At 60.4% G+C, this 20,313-nt stretch carries 16 protein-coding genes; 5 read left to right on the top strand and 11 right to left on the bottom strand.

Annotated elements, in window-relative coordinates; translation table 11 throughout:
- Positions 1-115 precede the first annotated feature (115 nt).
- Both cmoA and cmoB read left to right on the top strand, forming a co-directional pair.
- On the top strand, positions 116-895 hold the full coding sequence (gene cmoA / locus BLU01_RS19260; protein WP_178076565.1) for a carboxy-S-adenosyl-L-methionine synthase CmoA: 780 nt from the start codon (positions 116-118) through the stop codon (positions 893-895).
- A complete protein-coding gene (gene cmoB / locus BLU01_RS19255; RefSeq protein ID WP_092278507.1) occupies positions 892-1,848 on the top strand; it encodes a tRNA 5-methoxyuridine(34)/uridine 5-oxyacetic acid(34) synthase CmoB in 957 nt (318 codons plus the stop codon). The genes cmoA and cmoB overlap by 4 nt, the downstream gene beginning before the upstream one ends.
- 130 nt (positions 1,849-1,978) lie before the next feature.
- Here cmoB and tadA read toward each other — a convergent pair whose 3' ends face one another.
- The 7 genes from tadA to treP form a co-directional block, all read right to left on the bottom strand.
- Positions 1,979-2,476 carry a tRNA adenosine(34) deaminase TadA gene (tadA, locus tag BLU01_RS19250; protein ID WP_092278504.1) on the bottom strand — a complete coding sequence of 166 codons (498 nt, stop codon included), beginning with the start codon at positions 2,474-2,476 and terminating at the stop codon, positions 1,979-1,981.
- Positions 2,476-3,852, bottom strand: a complete 1,377-nt coding sequence (locus BLU01_RS19245) for a multicopper oxidase family protein (RefSeq protein ID WP_092278502.1) — start codon at positions 3,850-3,852, stop codon at positions 2,476-2,478. Before BLU01_RS19245 ends, tadA begins: the two co-directional genes overlap by 1 nt.
- 357 nt (positions 3,853-4,209) lie before the next feature.
- The gene (locus BLU01_RS19240; protein WP_092278500.1) at positions 4,210-4,512 is read right to left on the bottom strand and encodes a PTS transporter subunit EIIB; all 303 of its coding nucleotides are present in this window, start codon (positions 4,510-4,512) and stop codon (positions 4,210-4,212) included.
- 2 nt (positions 4,513-4,514) lie between these two features.
- Positions 4,515-7,058 carry a phosphoenolpyruvate--protein phosphotransferase gene (gene ptsP, locus BLU01_RS19235; protein ID WP_092278498.1) on the bottom strand — a complete coding sequence of 848 codons (2,544 nt, stop codon included), beginning with the start codon at positions 7,056-7,058 and terminating at the stop codon, positions 4,515-4,517.
- A 62-nt stretch (positions 7,059-7,120) separates the two neighbouring features.
- A complete protein-coding gene (locus tag BLU01_RS19230) occupies positions 7,121-8,344 on the bottom strand; it encodes a maltoporin (protein WP_092278496.1) in 1,224 nt (407 codons plus the stop codon).
- A 106-nt stretch (positions 8,345-8,450) separates the two neighbouring features.
- Positions 8,451-10,100 carry an alpha,alpha-phosphotrehalase gene (gene treC, locus BLU01_RS19225; RefSeq protein WP_092278494.1) on the bottom strand — a complete coding sequence of 550 codons (1,650 nt, stop codon included), beginning with the start codon at positions 10,098-10,100 and terminating at the stop codon, positions 8,451-8,453.
- 132 nt (positions 10,101-10,232) lie between these two features.
- Complete coding sequence (treP, locus tag BLU01_RS19220; RefSeq protein WP_092278492.1) at positions 10,233-11,675, bottom strand: PTS system trehalose-specific EIIBC component; 1,443 nt, start codon at positions 11,673-11,675, stop codon at positions 10,233-10,235.
- 237 nt (positions 11,676-11,912) lie between these two features.
- On the opposite strand from treP, the gene treR reads away from it, so the two are divergent.
- Entirely contained in the window at positions 11,913-12,617 is a 705-nt protein-coding gene (gene treR, locus BLU01_RS19215) for a trehalose operon repressor (RefSeq protein WP_092278490.1), read from the top strand.
- Positions 12,618-12,728: 111 nt separating this feature from the next.
- On the opposite strand, the gene guaA is transcribed toward treR, so the two are convergent.
- The 4 genes from guaA to BLU01_RS19195 form a co-directional block, all read right to left on the bottom strand.
- Complete coding sequence (gene guaA / locus BLU01_RS19210) at positions 12,729-14,306, bottom strand: glutamine-hydrolyzing GMP synthase (protein WP_092278488.1); 1,578 nt, start codon at positions 14,304-14,306, stop codon at positions 12,729-12,731.
- A 98-nt stretch (positions 14,307-14,404) separates the two neighbouring features.
- On the bottom strand, positions 14,405-15,874 hold the full coding sequence (gene guaB, locus BLU01_RS19205) for an IMP dehydrogenase (protein ID WP_092278486.1): 1,470 nt from the start codon (positions 15,872-15,874) through the stop codon (positions 14,405-14,407).
- 209 nt (positions 15,875-16,083) lie between these two features.
- Complete coding sequence (locus BLU01_RS19200) at positions 16,084-16,632, bottom strand: sugar ABC transporter ATPase (protein ID WP_092278484.1); 549 nt, start codon at positions 16,630-16,632, stop codon at positions 16,084-16,086.
- A gap of 162 nt (positions 16,633-16,794) precedes the next feature.
- Positions 16,795-17,562, bottom strand: a complete 768-nt coding sequence (locus BLU01_RS19195) for a sulfite exporter TauE/SafE family protein (RefSeq protein ID WP_092278482.1) — start codon at positions 17,560-17,562, stop codon at positions 16,795-16,797.
- Positions 17,563-17,746: 184 nt separating this feature from the next.
- Between BLU01_RS19195 and xseA the strand changes: the two genes are divergently transcribed.
- Positions 17,747-19,126, top strand: coding sequence for an exodeoxyribonuclease VII large subunit (gene xseA / locus BLU01_RS19190; RefSeq protein WP_092278480.1), 1,380 nt, complete (start codon positions 17,747-17,749; stop codon positions 19,124-19,126).
- Between the two features lie 3 nt (positions 19,127-19,129).
- Complete coding sequence (locus BLU01_RS19185; protein WP_092278478.1) at positions 19,130-19,963, top strand: peptidoglycan DD-metalloendopeptidase family protein; 834 nt, start codon at positions 19,130-19,132, stop codon at positions 19,961-19,963.
- Positions 19,964-20,313 lie beyond the last annotated feature (350 nt).

The following is a 20,313-nucleotide window of genomic DNA, read 5'->3' as shown; positions in this document are numbered from 1 at the left end:
CGCCATTTTGACCCTTGCAATACGCTGTCCGCCGCTCTCGCCCCACGAGTACCCCCATCGACTTTCCCCACGGTTTATCAGACAACCCGCGCATCCCCCGGGCAATTTGGCTAAAATGCCGGCCTTTTCCACCTATGCCGCTGGAACCGCCGTGAGCAAAGAACCCGATCGCCTATTCGCCCAGCCTTTGGCCCAGGTGCCTGACTTCGCCTTCAACGAGGACGTGGTGCGGGTGTTCCCGGACATGATCAAGCGCTCGGTGCCGGGTTACCCGACCATCGTTGAAAACCTCGGCGTGCTCGCCGCGCAATTCGCCCAGCCGAACAGCGTGCTCTACGACCTCGGCTCGTCGCTGGGGGCGGTGACTCAAGCGTTGCGCCGGCATGTGCGCACCGACGGTTGCCGGGTGATCGCTGTGGATAACTCGGCGGCGATGGTCGAGCGCTGCCGCGAATACCTTAATGGTCAGGACTCGATGTTCCAGGAGTTGCTGCCGGTCGAGGTGATCGAAGGTGACATTCTGGCCCTCGACTTTCAGCCGGCCTCGGTGGTGGCGCTGAACTTTACCCTGCAATTCATCGCCCCGGAGCAGCGCACCGCGTTGCTCAGCCGCATCCGCCAATCGCTGTTGCCGGGCGGCGCGCTGATTCTGTCGGAGAAGCTGCGTTTCAATGATCTGGAAGAGCATGCGCTGCTCACCGATTTGCACGTCGCGTTCAAGCGCGCCAACGGCTACAGCGAACTGGAAATCGCCCAGAAACGCAGCGCCATCGAAAACGTCATGAAGCCCGACAGCCTCGAAGAACACCGCGAACGCCTGTTGGCCGCCGGGTTCTCGAAAGTCGTGCCGTGGTTCCAGTGTCTTAACTTTGCCTCGTTGATTGCCTTGCCATGATTGATCTGTCCCCCCTCGCCCGCCGTCTGGCCGGCACGCCGCTGGCCGATTGGGCCAACACGTTGCAGGCGCAACTCGACAAGAAAATGGAAAAGGGTCACGGCGATCTGGAGCGCTGGCAAAGCGCGCTGGACGCGTTACCGAAGATTCAGCCGAGCGAAGTCGATCTGCTTAACGGTCTGACGCTCGATACCGATTGCGACGATGCCACCCGCGCGCAAATGCGCACGGCGCTGATGGGGCTGTCGCCGTGGCGCAAGGGACCGTTCGACCTGTTCGGCGTGCACGTCGACACCGAATGGCGCTCGGACTGGAAGTGGTCGCGGGTCGCGCCGCATCTGGACTTGCAGGGCAAACGCATCCTCGATGTCGGCTGCGGCAATGGTTATTACATGTGGCGCATGCTCGGCGCCGGCGCTGACAGCGTGATCGGCGTCGATCCGAACTGGTTGTTCTTCTGCCAGTTTCAGGCGGTTCAGCGTTACTTGTCAGAGCCGAATGCCTGGCATCTGCCGTTCCCGTTCGAAGACTTGCCGCCGAATATGGAAGGCTTCGACACGGTGTTTTCGATGGGCGTGTTCTATCACCGTCGCTCACCGATCGAGCATTTGCTGGCGCTCAAGGATTGCCTGGTCAAGGGCGGCGAACTGGTGCTGGAGACATTGGTGATTGCCGGCGATCAGCAGCAAGTGCTGGTGCCGGAGGACCGTTATGCGCAGATGCGCAACGTGTGGTTCCTGCCATCGGTGCCGGCGCTGGAATTGTGGCTGCGCCGCGCCGGATTCAGCGACGTGCGCTGCGTGGATGTGAGCACGACGACGGTCGAGGAGCAGCGCGGGACGGAATGGATGAAGTATCAGTCGCTGAGTGATTTTCTTGATCCGGACGATCACAGCAAAACCGTCGAAGGACTGCCGGCGCCGATGCGTGCCGTGATCGTTGCCCGTAAATAAACCCCGATCTCCCAGTCACCAAAAAACCTGTGGGAGTGAGCCTGCTCGCGATAAGGACCTTTCAGCCAACAAAGATGTTGAAGGTTGGTCCGCTATCGCGAGCAGGCTCACTCCCACAGTAATTCGGTGTTTACTCTGCGGGTTTAGCCCTTCGGGCCTTGAAGAATTCGCTCAGCACTGCCCCACACTCATCCGCCAATACCCCGCCTTCAAACACCACCCGATGATTCAAAAAGCTTTGGGTAAAGAACTGCCCCTGGCTCTGCACGATCCCGGCTTTTGGCTCCAGCGCGCCGTACACCACCCGCGCAATCCGCGAGTGCACGATCAGCCCGGCGCACATGCTGCACGGTTCGAGTGTCACGTAGAGCGTGCTGCCCGGCAGGCGATAGTTGCTGGCGGCGGTGGCGGCGGCGCGGATCGCGACCATTTCGGCGTGGGCGCTGGGGTCGCTGCCGCTGATCGGGCAGTTGAAGCCGCGCCCGATGATCTCGCCGTTTTGCACCAGCACCGCGCCGACCGGCACTTCGCCGAGGGCCGCGCCTTGAGCGGCGAGCGCCAGGGCTTCGCGCATGAAATCGCGGTCACGGCTGCGGTCGATGATCGCCGCGGGACGAATCTGCCGCATCACGCCACCTCGATGGCGGCCATCAGGCCGGTTTCCATGTGGTCGATCACATGGCAGTGGAACATCCAGACGCCGGGGTTATCCGCCACCAACGCCACTTGCGCGCGCTCGTTTTTGCCCAACAGATAGGTGTCGGTGAAATACGGAATGACCTTGTGCCGATTCGACGCGATGACTTTGAAACTCATGCCGTGCAGGTGAATCGGGTGCTGGTATTGCGTCATGTTTTTCAATTCGAAAATGTAGCTTTTGCCCTTTTCGAGCTTGGCAATCGGGCGGTCGGCGCAGGTCTTGTCAGTGATGTCCCAAGCCTTGCCGTTGATCTGCCACAGGCTCGGCGGCTTGCCGTTGTCGACGTTGACCGAAACCGAGCCGACCCATTCGAAATTGAAGTTGAGTTTCTCGGCATTCGCCAGGTCCGGCTCGGACACCGGATTGGCCGGCAGCGCCGGTGGCCACTGGGTCGGCGCGTCATTGTTGGCCACCGAACGCAGGGTGCCCAGTCGCACCGGGCCGTTGCGCAACGACAATTCTTCACCGGCCGCCGGGGCCTTGATTGCCAAGCAAATGCGCATGCCCGGGCCAAGCCAGTATTCCTTGCCCAGCGGGCGCGGTGTGATCGGGTTGCCGTCCAGCGCGTAGATCTGCGCTTCGACGCCGGGAATGTTCAGGCGATAAGTCAGGGTGTTGTCGAGGTTGAGCACGCGCACGCGAGTGATCTGCCCGGCGGGCAAATCGATCACAGGCACCGGCACACCGTTGATGGTCGACAGCCGCCCGGCGGTGCCGCCGCGCGCCGCTTCACGGGGAATGCTGAACGCGACGAACGCGCCCTCTTCATCGACGTGCCAACTCTTCAGGCTCAGGGTTTTTTCGTACTGGAAACCGGTGGGCTCGCGCTCTTCGACGATCAACGGACCGACGAGGCCGCGCCCGAGTTCTTCGCTGCTGTTGACGTGCGGGTGATACCAATAGCTGCCAGCGTCGGGCACGCGGAATTGGTAGTCGAAGTATTCGCCCGGCAGCACTGGGAGCTGCGAGACGTACGGCACGCCGTCCATTTCCAGCGGCAGGCGAATGCCGTGCCAGTGGATGGTGGTCGCGACCGGCAAGTGATTGATGAAGCGCACCCGCAGCCATTCACCCTGACGCACACGCAACTCGGTGCCCGGCGCCGACGGGCCGAACGCCCAGGCTTGGGTTGTGTGCCCGGCGACCAGTTCGACGTCGAGCGGCGCGGCGATCAGTTCATAGTCGTGGCCGGCCTCTGCGTCGGCCATCTTGCCCAGCCAATAACGCGACGCACCCCCGGCCCCCACGCCAACCACCACAAGACCGGCCAGACCACCGAGTATTTGTCGACGGGTAAAGGACATGAACTCAACTACCTCACGTATCAGCGACAGACCTGGGGCCTGCAAAAGGCGAATACGATACACCTGCGGTTGAGAAACAGTAAGGGCCACCCCTCACCCTAACCCTCTCCCCAGAGGGTAGAGGGGACTGACCGAGTTGATCTTGGAGCTGCATCGACCTGAAAAACCGAGTCGAACTCAGGTTTGTCAGAGTTGATCCTGGAGCTACATCGACCTGAAAAACCGAGTCGAACTCAGGTTTGTCTTCGCGATTTAATGTCGAACTCTGAACCTGAAAACCATGGAGATCTGCTCCCTTTCCCCCTCTCCCCTCTGGGGAGAGGGCTGGGGTGAGGGGTCGCTCTTGACCCTGCCCACCTAACGCCCAGCAACCACCAATCCCATCAACAAATGCACCACCCCGTTATCCAGTGTCATCACCCCCGCCACACCCGCCGCGTCCAGCGCCAAGCGATCCATCCGCGCCACATCGCGCAACTCCACGCGTACTCGGGTCAGCGCCACCGGCTGTTGCGATTTGAGGTTATCCGCACCACCCAACGCCGCGACAATCGCCGGCGCCAAGCCCTCTTTCATCACCGGTGCCACAACCTTCGGCTCATCCGCTATCAGGTCCGGCGTCAGCGCTTTCCAGAACGCCAGCTGCATTTTCTCGAACATGTTCAGTCCTCCAGAACCAGTGAAGTATCGACCGTCGCCGCGTGGTAGACGCGCAACGCTTCGCGCACCTGTTCAGCGCTTTCCAGCCCCAGCACTTGCTGGGCAAGCGCCTGGCAATCGACCCGATTGACCTCGCGCACCGCCGCTTTTACCGCTGGAATCAGCGGCACGCTCACCGACAATTCATCGACCCCGAGCCCCAGCAACAGCGGCGTCGCCAGTGTTTCCGAAGCCAGCGCACCACACACGCCGACCCACTTGCCGTGCGCATGCGCAGCGGTGACGGTGCTCGCGATCAAGCGCAGCACGGACGGATGAAAACTGTCGGCCTGACTGGCCAGACGCGGATGATCGCGGTCCATGGCCAAGGTGTATTGGGTCAGGTCGTTGGTGCCGATCGAGAAAAAATCCACTTGCGGCGCAAACAGATCCGCCATCAACGCCGCCGCAGGCACTTCGATCATGATCCCCAGCTTCGGCAACTCCGCGAGGCCCAGCGCCAGCGCTTCTTCCTCCATCAACTGCCGAGCCATTCGCAGCTCTGAAAGCTGCGTGACCATCGGCAGCATGATGTGCAAACGGCTCAAACCGGCGCTGGCGAGGATCGCCCTGAATTGCTCGCGCAGCAATTGCGGGCGCTCCAGGCACAGGCGAATCCCGCGCATGCCGAGGAACGGATTGCTCTCGGCGGCCATCGGCACGTAGGCCAGCGGTTTGTCGCCGCCGACGTCCAGGGTGCGCACCACCAGATTGCGCGTCGGCCCCAAGGCGCGGGCGATGGCGCTGTAAGTGGAGGCTTGCTCGTCATGGCTCGGCGCGTGATTGCGATCCAGGTACAGGAACTCCGAACGCAACAGCCCGACGCCCTCGCCGCCCAACGTCAGCGCCTGCTCGGTTTCGCTCAACGAGGCGACGTTGGCCGTCACTTCGATGCGATGACCGTCGCGGGTACACGCCGCGAGCGCAGCGTTGGCCAATTCGTGTTGCTGGCGTTTTTGTTGTAGCTGACGGTCGGCTTGCAGTTGTTCGATGGCCGCCAGATCCGGGGCGAGGTGCAATTCGCCCTTATCGGCGTCGAGCAACACCTGTGTGCCGTCGGCCAGGTCCAGCACTTGCAGCGGCAAACCGCAGATCGCCGGCAGGCCAGCGGCGCGCGCAAGGATCGCGACGTGGCTGGTCGCGCCGCCGCCGACCGTGGCAAACCCCAACACTTTGCGCGTATCGAGCCCGGCAGTCTGCGACGGCGTCAGTTGTTCGGCGATCAGGATCGCGCCGTCCGGCAACGCCAGCGCGCGATCCTCGACCCGGAGAATGCGCTTGAGCACCCGTTGGCCGACGTCCGCCAAATCCGCCGCGCGCTCGGCCAGCAGCGCGTTGCCGAGGCTTTTGAACAAGCTTGCGGTGGACTCGGTGGCCGCGCGCCAGGCAAACCCGGCGCTCTTGCCTTCGTTGATCAGCACGTGCGCCACTTCCAGCAGGCTTGGGTCTTCGAGCAATTCCTGATGAGCCTTGAAGATATCGGCCTGGGCCTCGCCCACTGCGTTGTCGCGCAATTGCTGCAAGTCCGCCAGCGCTTCGGCCAAGCCCCGCGCGAGGTCATCGCGCTCAACCTGCGGCGTGGCGCCGAGCTCGGTGACCGGCAGCGGTGGCTCGGCGATCTGCACCACTTGGCCAAACGCCGAACCGGCCGACGCGCACACCCCACGCAGCACAGTCGAGGATTGAGCTTCGCTAGCGCTCGGCATCATCGGCACCAGCGGCGCCGGACCTGCCCCGGCTTCGCCGCAGCCATTGTTCAGCAACTCGCTGAGTATTTCGATGGCCGCTTCGGCGTCCGCACCCGCCGCGCTGACGTGCACGACATCACGGTGCGCGGTCTGCAACGTCATGATTGCTACCAGCGATTTCGCGTTCACCCGCTCATGCTGCTTATGCAGGAACACACTGGCGGCGAACCGTTTCGCCGCTTGCGCAAACACCGCCGCTGGACGCGCGTGCAAGCCGTTGGGGTTGCTCAGCGTTATCGGTTTGGACAGCAGCGCCTCGCCTTCTCCCGGCAACGATTCGTCCGTGGTTTGCGCATTAGTCTGCAAGCTCAACAATGGCTGACCGCTGTCCACCGCGCCCGTTTCCGCTACCAGCCAGGTAAACGGCTCGCCGCTGACCACCACTATCAACGTCAGCAGGCTGCGGGCATTCAATGCGAGAAAATCGGCGTCGAATTCGATCAGCGACTGACCAACGTCAACCTGCTCGCCCTCCTCGACCAAACGGGTAAAGCCCTTGCCCGCGAGGTTCACCGTGTCGAGGCCAATGTGCATCAACACTTGCAGGCCATTTTCCCCGGTGACGGTAATCGCATGCCCGCTGGCCTGCACATTGCTGACAACCCCGGCCACTGGCGCGCACAAGGTGCTTGAAGTCGGATCGATACACACGCCGTCGCCGATCACCCGACTTGAAAACACCGGATCCGGCACCTGGTCCAGCGGCATCAATACGCCGGACAACGGCGCGTGCAATTGCAAAGGTTGGGGTGTTGCCATGACGTCACCTGCTGTTTTGTTCTTTGAAGTGCCGAGAGAGCGCGAGGCCCCGACAGCATCGCTTATTTCCACCAATACTCGACCTGCATGCCGACGTTCGCGCCGTGGCGCGCCGTGCCGAACGTGCCGGTGTCGGACAGCGCCGAGCCTGCGGCCAATTGATTCGCCGCGCGTTTGGCGGCCTGGTTCCAGGTCGCATAGGTGTAATACAAACGCACCTCCGGGCGTTCCCAGAATTCCGGGCCTTTGGGTGACCAGGTCGGCGCGAAGGTGAACTTGCTCAGCTTGCGCGTACCACCCGGCGCCTGCACTTGATCGTGGCCCAACTCGGTCACCAGTTTGAACTGATCGGTGATCGCGTAGGCCGGCCGAACGCCGAGGGATAACCAGTTCTGGTCGTTGCCGTCCGGGCGAATGTCTTTTTGATAAACCGCTTCGATCTGCCCGCCAAACCGTGGGGTTACTTGCCAGTCGAAAAACTCCACCACGCGATAACTTTTGTTGCTGTCATCAAGCTTCACGTTACCGGTATAGCCCAATCCGGTGCCGGGGCCTTCGCCGTACTGGAAGGCGAGTTTGTTCTTGCCGCCGAGAAAGCCTTTTTGCACATGTTGCGCGGTAACCGCCCAGCCACGGTGGGCGTCGCGGCTGTCGGGTTTGTCGATATAGCTGAGGCCCAATTCCAGTTCACCGCCGGGGTTGGTGTTGAAGCCGCCGACGTTGAAGTCATGCCGATTGATGTAGTCCTTTTGGTAAAGGTTGTCCTTGCGTGAATAGGCGTAGCTGTATTTCAGATCGCCGATCAACACATCTTCGACACCGCCGCCGGTGGCGCTCTGATTCCAGTAATAGAAGTCGGAAATATGGATGTCGTTACGTTTGTAGTAACGCCGACCGGCCCACAACGAACCGCCGTTCAAACTCGGCATGTTTGACCATTGCGCGTACAGCTGCGGCAAACGCACCGAGCCGTTATCGCCGTTGAATGTCAGGTCTTTGTCGTACTGGTTATACAACGACGCCATGCCGTCGACGCTGAGGACTGAGCCGTCGTCAAAGGTGCGCAAATCCTGACGAAGTTCAAGTTCACCGTACTGTTCACATTCGTTGCCCAACCGGTATTTGGTCTGTGCGCCGGGTAATTGGAAACACTGTTGTTTGCCGCTGTTGAGCGATGTGCCAACGCCGCTGCGCAAGTAACCGCCGAACTCCAACGCCTGGGCCGAGAACGGCAACGCCAGGCACACGCCCGCTGTTGCCAGGCTGCGATTTATCATTGTTTTCATGAGCCACTCCATTATTTTTATTGTGTCTCGCAGCAAAAACAGCGCGCAAAACTCCCCCGCGCAGTGTTCTGCGTGTTTTTTGAAACGGTGTTGTTGAGCGCTGTTTTTAGTGGTCGGTCAGGTGCAGTACCAACGACTCAAAGGGCCGTAGAAATACCTGCCGGGTTCGCGGCGGATTGTCCGGGTAGTTGCTGATCAGCAAGCGTTGCGTCATTGCTGGGCTGATGACTTGCTCTGGCAATTCAACTTCACACGGTGTGCCGTAGAAGTTGTTCAGCACCAGCAAACGCTCCCCGTCACCTTCACGCACATACGCCCAGACTTGCAGATGTTCGGGCAGCAGTTGCCGGTACACGCCATCGGAAATCAGAGCTTCGCTGCGGCGCAAGGCAATCAGCTGGCGGTAGTGATGCAACACTGAATCCGCGTCATCGAGCTGGCTGGCGACGTTGATCTGCGCGGCGTTGGCCGGCACGCTGATCCACGGTTCGGCGACGCTGAAACCGGCGTTCGGCTCGGCATTCCAGTGCATCGGCGTCCGCCCGTTGTCCCGCGATTTCTGCATGATCGCCGCCATGTTGTCGGCGTCGCTGACCCCGGCGTTGCGTTGCAGGCGATGAATGTTCAGCGTCTCGACATCGCGGTATTGATCGATGTGATCGAAGCCCGGATTGGTCATGCCCAACTCTTCGCCCTGGTACACAAACGGCGTGCCCTGCAGGAAGTGCAGCGCCGTGCCGAGCATCTTCGCCGACACCACGCGATGTTCGCCGTCATGGCCGAAACGCGAGACCACGCGCGGTTGATCGTGGTTACACCAGAACAACGCGTTCCAGCCGCCACCGGCCTGCATGCCGGTTTGCCAATCGGAAAGAATGCGCTTGAGTTGCAGGAAGTCGAAGTCGGCGCGAATCCACTTTTGCAGGTTCGGGTAGTCAACTTTCAAGTGATGGAAGTTGAAGGTCATCGACAACTCTTTCGACTGCGGCCGCGAGTAGCGAATGCAGTGTTCGAGGCTGGTGGAAGACATCTCGCCGACATTGATCAGGTCGTGCCCTTCAAACACTTCGCGGTGCATCTGCTGCAAGTAGTCGTGGACGTTCGGGCCGTCGGTGTAGAAGCGTCGACCGTCGCTGTTGTCTTCGGGGAAATCTGCCGGTTTCGAGATCAGGTTGATCACATCGAGACGGAAACCGCCGACGCCTTTGTCGCGCCAGAAGCGCATCATCTTGAACACTTCGGCGCGCACGTTCGGGTTGTCCCAATTGAGGTCAGCCTGGGTGTGGTCGAACAGGTGCAGATAGTACTGGCCGGTCTGCGCTTCATATTCCCACGCCGAGCCGCCGAACTTGGATTCCCAGTTATTCGGCTGGTCGCGCCAGATATAGAAGTCGCGGTAAGGGTTGTCGAGACTGCTGCGCGCCTGCTGAAACCATTCGTGCTCGATGGAGGTGTGGTTGACCACAATGTCGAGCATCAACTTGATCCCGCGCTTGCCAGCCTCGGCGATCAGCAACTCGCAGTCAGCCATGGACCCGTAGCTCGGATCGATGGCGTAGTAATCGCTGATGTCGTAACCGTTGTCGCGTTGCGGCGAACGCAGGAATGGCGTAATCCACAGGCAATCGACGCCCAGCCAGTGCAGGTAATCGAGCTTGGCGACCACGCCGAGCAAATCCCCGGTCGGATTGCCGGCGTGGCTGTGAAAGCTTTTCGGGTAGATCTGGTAGATCACCGAACGTTGCCAGTCTTGCATGGCTGAGTTCCTTCAATTGGTTGTGTATTGGCCTTTATGACCTCTTCGCGGGCAAGTCGGAACGCCGCCCGCTCGCTCCTACATTGGAACGCGTACTCCCGTGGGAGCGAGCTTGCTCGCGATAGCGATCTATCAGGCGACCCGAAACCCCGGCCGAACAATCTTCATGCTCAACCCACACGTCAGAACAAACGGCACAACCATCGCGATGATCATCCCGATCACGAACATCGGGATGAATTGCGGAATGATCGAGATGAAACCGGGCAAACCACCGACGCCAATCGCCGAGGCCTGGATCTTGTTTAACGAGAGGAAAATGCAGCCCATCGCCGAGCCGATCAGCGCGGCATAAAAAGGAAATTTGTAGCGCAGGTTGACGCCGAACATTGCCGGTTCGGTGATGCCGAAATAAGCGGAAATCGCCGAGGTCGAAGCCATGCTTTTATCGCGCGCATTGCGGGTCATGTAGAACACCGCCAGCGCCGCGCTGCCCTGAGCGAGGTTGGACATGACGATCATCGGCCAGATGAAGGTGCCGCCCTGCGTCGAGATCAACTGCAAGTCGACGGCGAGGAACATGTGGTGCATGCCGGTGATCACTAGCGGCGCATACAGCAGCCCGAAAATCATCCCGCCGACCATTGGCGCCAAGTCAAACAGCGTGACCACGCCTTCGGTGATCAGAATCCCCAGATGCCGGGTCACCGGGCCAATGATCGCCAGCGCCAGCACGCCGGTGACGACGATGGTGGTGATCGGCACCACGAGCAATTGAATCGCGTTCGGCACTCGCGCCCGCAGCCATTTTTCGATGACGCTCATGACGTAGGCCGCCAGCAATATCGGCAGGATCTGCCCCTGATAACCCACCTTTTCGATCTGGAACAGGCCGAGGATGTCGAAGTACGGCAGGCTCTGGCCGTCGAGCCCGGCGACCGCTTTGCCGTAGTTCCAGGCGTTGAGCAGGTCCGGGTGAACCAGCATCAAGCCGAGCACAATGCCGAGGATTTCGCTGCCACCAAAACGCTTGGCCGCCGACCAGCCGACCAGCGCCGGGAGGAACACAAACGAGGTGTTGGCCATCAGGTTGATCAGGCTCCAGAGGCCGTCGAGGCTCGGGTACGCCTCGAGCAAGGTCTGGCCTTCGATGAACATGCCCTTGGCGCCGATCAGGTTGTTGAACCCCATCAACAGGCCGGCGACGATCAGCGCCGGCAGGATCGGCATGAACACGTCGGAAAACACCCGCACCAGCCGCTGCATGGCGTTGATCTTGTCCGCGCTCTTCTGTTTGACGTCGGCAATCGTCGAGGCCGCCAGACCGGTCTGTCGACGCAGTTCGGCATAGACCTTTTCCACTTCGCCGGGGCCGATCACCACCTGGAACAGGCCGCCGGTGAAGAACGAACCCTTGACCAGATCAATCTGGTTCAGCGTGGCACTGTTGACCAGGCTTGGGTCCTTGAGGGCCAGGCGCAAGCGCGTCACGCAATGCGCGGCCTGCTCGAGGTTGTCGCTGCCACCGAGACTCTGCAGCAGCTCGCGGGCGATATTCGGATAGTCGTGGCTCATGCTTGATCTTCCGCTGTAGTTTTTTGTTATTGGCAGCACGCCGATACGAAACGTACTCGTCTGTACGAGTTAATGCAACAACTCGTACAGACGAGTTTGGTTTTAATGTGTGTCGAGCTTGATCGCCGAAGAAACTTCCTACCTGCAAAGTCAAAGAAACCTCGCCTCGCATGGACAAACTCCTACCCTGCCCTTAAGGTTCAAAACCTTGAGTGCAGCGCGGCATAGAGCCATCCCATGAGTAAATACAACCAGATCTACACCGATCTGCTTGCCAGCATCACCACCGAACGTCTGGAACGTGGCGCGCGGTTACCTTCCGAAACCGAGTTGATGGACAGCTACCAGGCCAGTCGCGGCACCGTGCGCAAGGCTATCGAGCAATTGCAGGAACGCGGCTTCGCGCAGAAAGTCCACGGCAAGGGCACCTTCGTACTGTCGACCAACCCGATCGAATTTCAATTGGGCGGCATCGTCAGTTTTCAGGAAACCTACCCGCGACTGGGCAATGACGTCAGCACCGAAGTGGTCGAGTTCGAGCAGATGCCGCTCGAAGGCGCGTTGCTTGAACACATCCAGGCCGAAGCAGGCAGCCTGATCACGCGGATCAAACGCGTGCGGCGGATCGACGGCAAACGGGTGATCCTCGACATCAACCATTTCGTCAGCGACGTGATCCCCGGCCTGTCCCGCGACATCGCCGAGCACTCGATCTACGCCTTCATCGAACAAACCCTGCAACTGCAAATCGCCTACGCCCAGCGCACCATCGAAGCGGTGCCGCGCGGCAAGGACGACCAGACACACCTCGACCTCGACGGCCAGAGCCATGTGATCGTGGTCAGCAACCAGACGTTTCTGCAGGATGGCCGGCAGTTCGAATACACCGAATCGCGGCATACGCTGGACAAGTTCTACTTCTCGGACGTGGCGCGGCGCTGAAACGCAAAAGGCCCCGTGAATTCGCATTCACGGGGCCTTTCAGGTGTTGCGGACAGATGTTACGAACCGGTGCTACGAACTGGTGCTACGGACGATCAGTGAAGACCGGGATCACTCCCACTCAATCGTCGCCGGCGGCTTGCTCGACACGTCATAAGTCACGCGCGAGATACCTTCGATTTCATTGATGATGCGACCGCTGACAGTTTCCAGCAGTTCGTAAGGCAGGTGTGCCCAACGCGCGGTCATGAAGTCGATGGTTTCTACCGCACGCAGGGCCACGACCCAGGCGTAACGACGGCCATCGCCTACAACGCCAACCGATTTCACCGGTTGGAACACTACGAAGGCCTGGCTGACTTTGTGGTACCAGTCGGCTTTGCGCAGTTCTTCGATGAAGATGTGGTCAGCGCGACGCAGCAGGTCGGCATATTCCTTTTTCACTTCACCGAGGATCCGCACGCCCAGGCCTGGGCCCGGGAACGGGTGACGGTAGACCATGTCGTACGGCAGGCCGAGTTCCAGGCCCAGACGACGGACTTCGTCCTTGAACAGTTCGCGCAGCGGCTCGACCAGTTTCAGGTTCATTTCTTCCGGCAAGCCACCCACGTTGTGGTGCGACTTGATCACGTGGGCCTTGCCGCTCTTGGCGCCAGCCGACTCGATCACGTCCGGGTAGATGGTGCCTTGGGCGAGGTACTTGATGTTGTCCAGTTTGTTGGACTGGGCATCAAACACGTCGATGAAGGTACGGCCGATGATCTTGCGCTTCTTTTCCGGGTCGCTTTCGCCAGCCAGATTGTTCAGGAACTGATCTTCAGCATTGGCGCGGATCACTTTGACGCCCATGTTCTCGGCGAACATGGCCATCACTTGCTCGCCTTCGTGCAGACGCAGCAGGCCGTTGTCGACGAAGACGCAGGTCAGTTGGTCGCCGATGGCTTTGTGCAGCAGCGCGGCAACTACCGACGAATCGACGCCGCCGGACAGACCGAGCAGAACGTTGTCGGTGCCGACCTGGGCGCGAACGTTGGCGATCGCATCTTCGGCGATCTTCGACGGCGTCCACAGGGCTTCGCACTCGCAGATGTCGAGGATGAAGCGCGACAGGATGCGGCCGCCCTGCTTGGTGTGGGTCACTTCCGGGTGGAACTGCACGCCGTAGTAGCCGCGAGCGTCGTCGAACATGCCGGCAATCGGGCAGCTCGGGGTGCTGGCGAGGATGTGGAACTCCTGCGGCATCTTGGTGACTTTGTCACCGTGGCTCATCCACACGTCGAGGCCGAACAGGCCGTCGGCGTCGATGTGGTCTTCGATGCCGTCGAGCAGGCGGCTCTTGCCGACTACGTCAACGCGGGCATAACCGAACTCACGCAGCTCGGAGCCTTCGACCTTGCCACCCAGCTGTTCAGCCATGGTTTGCATGCCGTAGCAGATACCGAAAACCGGTACGCCCAAGTCGAACACCGCTTGCGGCGCGCGCGGGCTGTCAGCAACGTGTACCGACTCGGGGCCGCCGGCGAGGATGATCCCCTTCGGTGCGAATTCGCGAATCGCTTCGTCGTCCATGTCGAACGGATGCAGTTCGCAGTACACGCCGATTTCGCGCACGCGGCGGGCAATCAGCTGGGTGTACTGGGAACCGAAATCGAGGATCAGGATGCGGTGAGCGTGAATGTCGAGGGCCATGATTCAGTCTCGTCTAAGTAATTCAGAAACAGTCGTGATTCAGAAACAACTCGGGGCTGAATAAAACAGCCCCGGTTATGTAACGTTTGCTTGAAGCCTCAACCTACGCGGTAGTTTGGCGCTTCTTTGGTGATTTGTACGTCGTGCACGTGGGACTCGGCCATGCCAGCGCCGGTGATCCGCACGAATTCAGGCTTGGTGCGCATTTCTTCGATGTCGGCACTGCCGGTGTAGCCCATCGAGGAACGCAGACCGCCCATCAGTTGATGGATGATCGCGCTCAGGGTGCCTTTGTAAGGCACGCGGCCTTCGATGCCTTCCGGAACCAGTTTCTCGGCGCCTGCCGAGGAATCCTGGAAGTAACGGTCGGAGGAACCTTGAGCCTGGGACATGGCGCCCAGCGAACCCATGCCACGATAAGCCTTGTACGAACGACCCTGGAACAGTTCGATCTCGCCCGGCGCTTCTTCAGTACCGGCAAACATCGAGCCCATCATCACGCAGGAAGCACCGGCCACGATGGCCTTGGACAGGTCACCGGAGAAACGGATGCCGCCGTCGGCGATCAACGGCACGCCGGTGCCTTCAAGGGCGGCGGCGACGTTGGCGATGGCGCTGATTTGCGGCACGCCGACACCAGCGACGATGCGCGTGGTGCAGATCGAGCCTGGGCCGATACCGACTTTGACCGCGTCGGCGCCAGCTTCGGCCAGTGCCTTGGCGGCAGCGCCAGTGGCAATGTTGCCGCCGATAACCTGCACGTCAGGGAAATTCTGTTTGACCCAGCGAACGCGGTCGATCACGCCTTTGGAGTGACCGTGTGCGGTGTCGACCACCACCACGTCGACGCCGGCATGGACCAGGGCGGCAACACGATCACCGGTGTCTTTACCGGTGCCGACTGCAGCGCCTACGCGCAGACGACCTTGATCGTCCTTGCTGGCCAGCGGGTAAGCCTTGGCTTTTTCGATGTCGTTGACGGTCATCATGCCTTTGAGGGCGAATTTCTCGTCGACGATCAGCACGCGTTCGATGCGGTGTTTGTGCAGCAACTCGCGGACGTCGTTTTTGTCGGCGCCTTCCTTGACCGTGACCAGACGCTCTTTAGGCGTCATCACTTCACGGACGCTGACGTCCATGCGGTTTTCGAAACGCACGTCACGGGAAGTGACGATGCCGACCAGGTCGCCATCGTGCAGTACCGGAACGCCGGAGATGTTGTGCATGCGGGTCAGTTCGAACAGTTCACGCACCGAAGCGTCAGCCTCGATGGTGATCGGGTCCTTGACCACGCCGGCTTCGTAACGCTTGACCTTGCGCACTTCGGCAGCTTGCTGCTCGATGGTCATGTTCTTGTGGATGATGCCGATGCCACCTTCCTGAGCCATGGCGATTGCCAGTCGGGCTTCAGTAACGGTGTCCATTGCGGCAGAAACCAGAGGAATATTCAGCTCGATGCCACGGGTTAGGCGGGTCTTGAGACTGACTTCGTTAGGAAGCACCTCGGAATAACCGGGCACTAGGAGAATGTCGTCGAATGTCAGAGCTTCTTGGCTGATACGCAGCATCGCGGGGGCTCCCGAGCGGGAAAATGGAAGCGCGCCATTATAGTCAGACACCCCCTCGGGTTCAATGTAAAACTCTGCCTATTATCGAAGCAGTGATCGACGGGTTCATTCGCAACAAAATCGGTGGGAGCAAGGCTTGCCCGCGAAGGCGTCCGTGAGATCGCTATCGCGGGCAAGCCTTGCTCCCACAGCCACAGTTCCAGCGACCGCTACAACTCGACTTTGACCAGGCTCACGGGCTGATCCAGCCAATCGGCGAATTCGTCGATGAAGCTCTGCTTGAACCCCGCCTCCGCCCAGTTGTTGAAGATGAAACCGAGGTTGGAGAAACCGCATTCCTGCAGGAACAGAAATCCGTTGATGTCGTCTTCGTGCCCGCATTCCGGGCAGGTGAAGTTGTCGGTGCGCCCGGGCATCCACTCTTCCAGGCTCTCGAACAGCGCTTCGCCGACTTCCTTGCGGCACTCGGCGCAGCCCGCTTCGCCGAGAAAACCCTTGGCCGGGGTATAGATGCAGCGCTTGGTGATGATTTCCAAGCCATTGATGGCCTCACCGAACGGCAACGCTTCCGGGTGCAGGACCACCGCCCGCGCGCCGTCCGCGAGGGCGTAACCCATGCGATTGCCGGTGCGCCCGCAGGTGCTCAGGTCTTCCTTGACGATGTTCTTGCGCACCAGCCACCGCACGATCGCCCGGGCCCGGGGTTCGTGCACCGGCAAAGTGGAGATTTTCGGGACGATGATGCTTTGGGAATTCATGCTGCAAGCCTACTGCGTCAAATGGGGAGTTTTGCGGCGTGGCGGGTGGCGCTTTCGCGGGCAAGCCTCGCTCCTACAGGTTTCGCGCAGATCCTTGTAGGAGCGAGGCTTGCCCGCGAAGACGTCAGAACGGCCGGCAGCTTAATCCCTGAGACACTCAGGTCAAGTACTCAAATACCGCACGATCAAGGCAATCCCGCTGGCCAGCACCAGCCAGGTGACCAGCCGCACAAACGCTTCGCGGGACAACTTCATCACCAGTTGCCGACCCAGCCACAAGCCCAGCGCCATCGCCGGCAACAAACACGCGGCCAGCATCAACAAGGGTAGCTCGGCATACACCCCGGCGACGACGAACAGGCTCAAACGCACCACCGTGCTGCAACTGATCAACGCACTTTGCGTCGCCCGCGCCGCGTCTTTGGGCAAGCGACTGTTCAGATAGATCGCATATAAAAAACCGCCACTGCCGAACAACGCGCCAAACATCCCGCCAACTGTGCCCATCGGCAGCGCCCACGCCGCGGACAATTGTGCTGGCCGGGCTTTTACCCACAGGCTGTAAATCGCATAGGCGCTGATGAACAGGCCCATCAATAGCAGCAACAGCTCGGAATGCAGGCTCAGCAGAAAGATCACCCCCAGCGTGCAACCCACCGCCATGCACGGCAGCAGACGCAGCAATTCGGGCTTCGACACATCGCGCCGCGACGGCAACAAATTGCCGAATGCCGCGACAAAATCCAGCAACACCAGCAACGGCACGATCTTCGACAGCGGCATGAACAGAATCAGAATCGGCCCCGCCACCAGCGCCGTCCCAAACCCGGCGACACCGAAGACGACGTAGGCCAGGACGATGGCCATCCCGATCACCACCCAGTCCACCACGCCGAATGGCCATTGATTCATCAGTTCAAACACATTCATCTGCACTTCTTCCTTGAATACAGGCGCTGACTTTAAACCTGTGGGAGCGAGCTTGCTCGCGATAGCGGTGTATCAGTCACAAGAATATTGGATGTCACGCCGCAATCGCGAGCAAGCTCGCTCCCACAAGGGATTTGTGCGCGCGCATGGAGATTGTTCATCGAATGCCTTTAAACTGCGCCCCATGATTAAAGATCCCTTTGCAAGACTCGGCCTGGACCGTGAAGTCCTGACTGTCAGCCAGCTCAACGGCCGCGCGCGGGTGTTGCTGGAAGACGTGTTCAGCAACATCTGGGTCGAAGGCGAAATCTCCAACCTCGCCCGCCCGGCGTCGGGCCACGTGTATTTCACCCTCAAGGACAGCGGCGCCCAAGTGCGTTGCGCGCTGTTTCGGCAGAACGCTGCGCGGGTTCGCCAGGCGCTGAAGGACGGCTTGGCGGTCAAAGTGCGCGGCAAGGTCTCGTTGTTCGAGGGCCGTGGCGACTATCAGTTGATCCTCGATACCGTCGAACCGGCCGGTGATGGCGCCTTGCGCCTGGCCTTCGATGCGCTGAAAGAAAAACTCAGCGCCGAAGGCCTGTTCAGCGCCGAGCGCAAAGTACCGCTGCCGGCGCATCCGCAACGCATCGGCATTATCAGTTCGCCGACCGGCGCGGTGATTCGCGACATCATCAGCGTGTTCCGCCGCCGCGCGCCGCAGGTGCAATTGACGCTGATCCCGACCGCCGTGCAAGGTCGCGAAGCCACCGCGCAAATTGTCCGCGCGCTGAAACTGGCCGATGCGCGAGGTTTCGACGCACTGATTCTGGCGCGTGGCGGCGGCTCGCTGGAAGACCTCTGGTGTTTCAACGAAGAAGCCGTGGCCCGCGCCGTGGATGCGTGTGTGACGCCAATTGTCAGCGCGGTCGGACATGAAACCGATGTGTCGATCAGCGACTTCGTGGCTGACGTGCGCGCGCCAACGCCTTCTGCCGCCGCCGAACTGCTGGCCCCGGATTCCAACGATCTGGTGCGCCGCGTCGAAAGCCTGCATCGGCGTTTGGTCATGCGCATCCGCGACCGATTGATGCGTGATCGCCTGCGCCTGGAAGGCATGGCGCGCCGTTTGCGGCATCCCGGCGAACGCCTGCGTCAGCAAGCGCAACGCCTGGACGACCTGGACATGCGCATACGCCGCGCTTTCGAGCGCAGCCTCAATACTCGGCGCGAACGCTTGATTCGTCTCGAAACCCGTCTCGCCGGGCAACATCCCGGACGGCAACTGGCGATGCTCCGCCAGCGCCTCGACAGCCTCGCCGAACGTTTGCCACGCGCCATGCGCGACGGGCTCAAGGGCCGTCGTCTGCAACTGCACAGTCAGATGCAAACACTGCACGTGGTCAGCCCGTTGGCGACCCTCGGACGTGGTTACAGCATTTTGCTTGACGAGCGCGGCCACGCGATTCGCAATGCCGCCCAGACTCATCCCGGCCAGCGCCTCAACGCACGGCTCGGCGAGGGCGAACTGCAAGTGCGCGTCGAAGACAATCACCTGACGCCTGTCACCCTTTCTCTACTGGATTGACCCATGCCGCGTTTTCTCGCTTCACTGTTATTGCTGGGCCCGCTGCTATGCCTGACCGTCAACGCGCACGCCGACAGTTACATCACTCGACTGCTGAACAAACCGGTGCCGGGCGGCGTTGCCGTGGTGGATCTGGGCGCCGCCGCCCAGGCGCCGAAAGCCACGTATCAGGGCAAACCGGTGCTGGTGGTCAAGGAACAGAACAATTGGCTGGCGATTGTCGGCGTGCCGCTGACGGTTAAACCGGGCACTCAGCAAATCAGCAGCGCTGGCCGCGAGTTGAGTTTTATCGTCGGCAGCAAGAAATACCCGGAACAACGCATCACGTTGAAGAACACCCAGCAGGTCAATCCGAACCCGGCGAACCTCAAGCGCATCGAGGGCGAACTGGCCGAGCAGGTTCAGGCGTATCGCAGTTTCAGCCCGAATACCCCGAGCAATCTGCTGCTGGACAAACCGGTCAACGGACCGCTGTCGAGCAAGTTCGGCGTGCGCCGCTTCTTTAATGGCGAGGAGCGCAATCCGCACGCGGGCCTCGACTTCGCGGTGCCGGCCGGAACGCCGATCAAGACCCCGGCGGCGGGCAAGGTGATTTTGATTGGTAACTACTTCTTTAATGGCAACACGGTATTTGTCGACCACGGGCAAGGTTTTATCAGCATGTTTTGCCACATGTCGAAGATTGACGTGAAGGTTGGCCAGCAGATGGCGCGTGGCGGCGTGGTTGGCAAGGTTGGCTCGACGGGCCGCGCGACCGGGCCGCATATGCACTGGAATATCAGCTTGAATGATGCACGGGTGGATCCGGCGATATTTATCGGCGCGTTTCAGCCCTGAACCGATCCGTAGGAGCAAAGCTTGCTCGCGATGGCCGTTACGCGGTCTGAATGGGGCGTCGCGTCATCGTTCATCGCGGGCAAGCCATGCTCCCACAGGAATTGCGCACCAGGAATAGACAGCGCAATCTGATTGATTAATAGCGATCATAACCAGCACACAATCTCGCAAAACCAACCTTTTCGACTATTCCTCTCAATTTTTTTCGACTGCTTGCCAACCTCAATCCCGGCGGTTAGGGTTGAGGGCATGAAAATCTCTCACACCCTTATTCAGCTTCGCCAGCACCGTAGTCTGTGCCTCGTCAGTGCACGACTATCGGGCTGAATTGCGGTGCCTCGCCTTACACG

This window comes from Pseudomonas prosekii, from assembly GCF_900105155.1.
GTDB lineage: Bacteria > Pseudomonadota > Gammaproteobacteria > Pseudomonadales > Pseudomonadaceae > Aquipseudomonas > Aquipseudomonas prosekii.
This window is presented reverse-complemented; position numbering and strand designations above follow the sequence as displayed.